This is a genomic window from Streptomyces anandii JCM 4720, assembly GCF_014650655.1.
Classification (GTDB): Bacteria; Actinomycetota; Actinomycetes; order Streptomycetales; family Streptomycetaceae; genus Streptomyces; species Streptomyces anandii.
Window position 1 is genome coordinate 200941 of the sequence record NZ_BMVJ01000010.1, and the last position, 2450, is coordinate 203390.

The window sequence follows — 2450 nt, forward strand, 5'->3', positions numbered from 1 at the left end:
CGCCGCCGCCCCCGCCGCCGCCCGGGCCGTCGAGGCTGATGTCGTCGGCGTAGTAGGTGCCCTGGGCGTACCAGCCGTGCACGTAGATCTTCGCGCTGGTCTGGGAGGCGCCGGTGGTGAAGGACACCGACAGCCGGCTGTACGCCGAGGGGGAGGTGGTCCAGGTCGAGGCGCCGCCGTCGACGCCGAGGTAGACGTAGGAGCCGCGCACCCAGCCGCTCAGCGTGTACGTCGTGCCGGGCTTGACCGCGACGGTCTGGCTGCACTGGGCGTTGTCGCTCGACGTCACGGCGCCGGCAAGGGCCTTGGAGCCGCCGTGCACGGGGGAGGAGACGACCGAGCCGAGGTTGCCGGTGCAGGTCCAGGGGGAGATGCCGCCGGACTCGAAGCCGGGGTTGGTGAGGATGTTGGCCGCCTCGGCCGTGCCGGGGAGGGCGATGGCCCCGGCGAAGGCCAGGGCCGCGGAGCCGAGCAGGGCGAGCAGTCTTCGTCTGGGACGTCTGAGTGTGTCGCGCACGCGATCTCCCAGGAGGAGTGGGGGTGTCGGGGAGGGCACGGCCGGGAAGAACGCGACCGTGCGGGGGTGCGCCACCAAGTTGGTATGGACCAATCGCGATGTCAAGGTGTGGCGCCGCAATTGGTCCGGACCGGCGGGGGAGTTGGGATGCGGGGGGATGCCGGGGGACGACGGGAGATGCCGGAGGCGTCGGCTCAGGCGTGGGTGGGCGTGACCGGAGTCGCCGGCTGCGCCGAGGCCGGGGCCGGCGCGGCCGGGAGCGGCGGCTGTGCCGCGTACGCGCGCTGCCGCGGCACCGAGACCGGCAGCAGCGGCCGCGGGCCCGCCACCACCGTGTAGTCCTGCCCCAGGAAGGGCGGCGGCACGGGACCGGGGTCCTCGCCGAGCGCCAGCCGCACGGCCGCCCAGGGGGCGTTGACCCCGCACAGCGACAGCTGGTGCAGCCCGCCCGCGGGGCGGGTGTTGACGTCGAGGAGGACGGGCCGCTCGCCGAACATCCGGAACTGGATGTTGGACAGGTAGTGCAGCCCGAAGCCCTCCGCGATCCGGCGGGCCGGCTCCAGCCACTGCTCGTGCAGGGTGAAGCCGCGGCGGCGGCCGTTCTTCGTGCGGCCCACGGCCAGCCGGATGCGGTTGTCCGTCCCGGTCAGGCAGTCCACCGAGACCTCGGGCTGCTCCAGGCGCGGCATCACGAGCCAGTCGACGGCTTCCTCCGCCCGGTTCTCCGCCCGCTCCTCGGCCCGCTCCAGCGCCCGCAGGACCAGGTCCAGGGGCACCTGGGGGCCCGGGAAGCCGTCGAGGTCCGCGAGCGAGAAGGGCGCCCGGGTGATCACGCGGAAGCCGGTCCCGCCCGCACCGGACGCCGGCTTGAGGCAGGCCCGGTGCCCGGCCGCCTCCAACTCCTCGACGGCGGCCAGCAGTCCGGCCGCCGTGCGCACCCGCCACCACGGCGGCACCGGCACGCCGATCGAGCGGACCGCCTCGTACGCGGTCGCCTTGTCCGCGAAGACCGCCACCGCCTGCGGGGTCGGCGCGAGCAGCGCGGTGCCCACCGAGGCGAATTCGGCCCGGTGCGCCACGATCGCGTCCTGGTGCAGCCGGGGCACGAACACGTCGATGCCGCGCCGCGCGCACTGGTCCAGCGCGTACTCCACGTACGCCGCCGGGGACAGGCCCTCCGGCTCGAGTTCGGCGGTGTCGGCGGCGGCCAGCACGGGGGAGTCGGGGTCGCCGTGCGTGGCATGGATCTCGACCGCCCGGTCGGCGGGATTCCGCCGCAGCTGATCCATGAAGAACACGTTCTCCGCGTACGTGCGGTTGAGCCAGACGCGTACGCGAGAGACCATGCAGGCCGCCTTTCACGGTTCGCGGGCAGGGCGAAGCGGGCCGTGCCCGGCCAGAGGGAAGGAAGGGACACCGAACCGCCCTGCGCGAGGGGGAGTTGCGGCGGTGGTGTCGGGGCGATCATACGACTCCTGGCAAGCCCCGCGTGCAACGCGCAGGTCACGGATCGGGCGTGGCCAAAACCCCCGGAGCGGCCCGCCTCCGCCATGGTCTACGGTCGTCTGGACCGCTGCCCCGACCAAGGACGTGACCCGGTTGATCGAGGAACTGCTCCCGGCCCCGGTGGTGGCCGTGGAGAGTCACGGCGACGACGGCGACGAGGCCCCGCTGTACCCCGAGGAGCAGGCGGCCGTGGCGCGTGCGGTCCCCAAGCGGCGGCGCGAGTTCGCGGCGGTGCGGGCCTGTGCCCGCCGGGCCATGGCCCAGCTGGGCGTGGAGCCTCGGGCGGTGCCGACCGGTGAGCGGGGCGCGCCGTGCTGGCCGGAGGGGCTGGTCGGCAGCATGACCCACTGCGAGGGGTACCGCGCCGCCGCCCTGGCCCCCGCCGGCGAGCTGGCCTCCCTCGGCATCGACGCCGAGCCGCACGCCC

Annotated in this window: 3 protein-coding genes; 1 reads left to right on the plus strand and 2 read right to left on the minus strand. The window is 74.7% G+C overall.

Going from position 1 to position 2450, the window contains the following annotated elements:
- Together IE249_RS37900 and IE249_RS19865 are read right to left on the minus strand one after the other, a co-directional pair.
- On the minus strand, nucleotides 1-517 hold a 517-nt coding region (locus IE249_RS37900; RefSeq protein ID WP_229858862.1), incomplete at its 3' end, for a carbohydrate binding domain-containing protein.
- A 194-nt stretch (nucleotides 518-711) separates the two neighbouring features.
- Nucleotides 712-1863 (minus strand): ATP-grasp domain-containing protein, encoded by a 1152-nt coding sequence (locus IE249_RS19865; protein ID WP_189706313.1) that lies wholly within the window; start codon nucleotides 1861-1863, stop codon nucleotides 712-714.
- Nucleotides 1864-2116: 253 nt separating this feature from the next.
- Between IE249_RS19865 and IE249_RS37905 the strand changes: the two genes are divergently transcribed.
- A partial coding sequence (locus IE249_RS37905; protein WP_373304420.1) for a 4'-phosphopantetheinyl transferase family protein occupies nucleotides 2117-2450 on the plus strand: 334 nt, incomplete at its 3' end.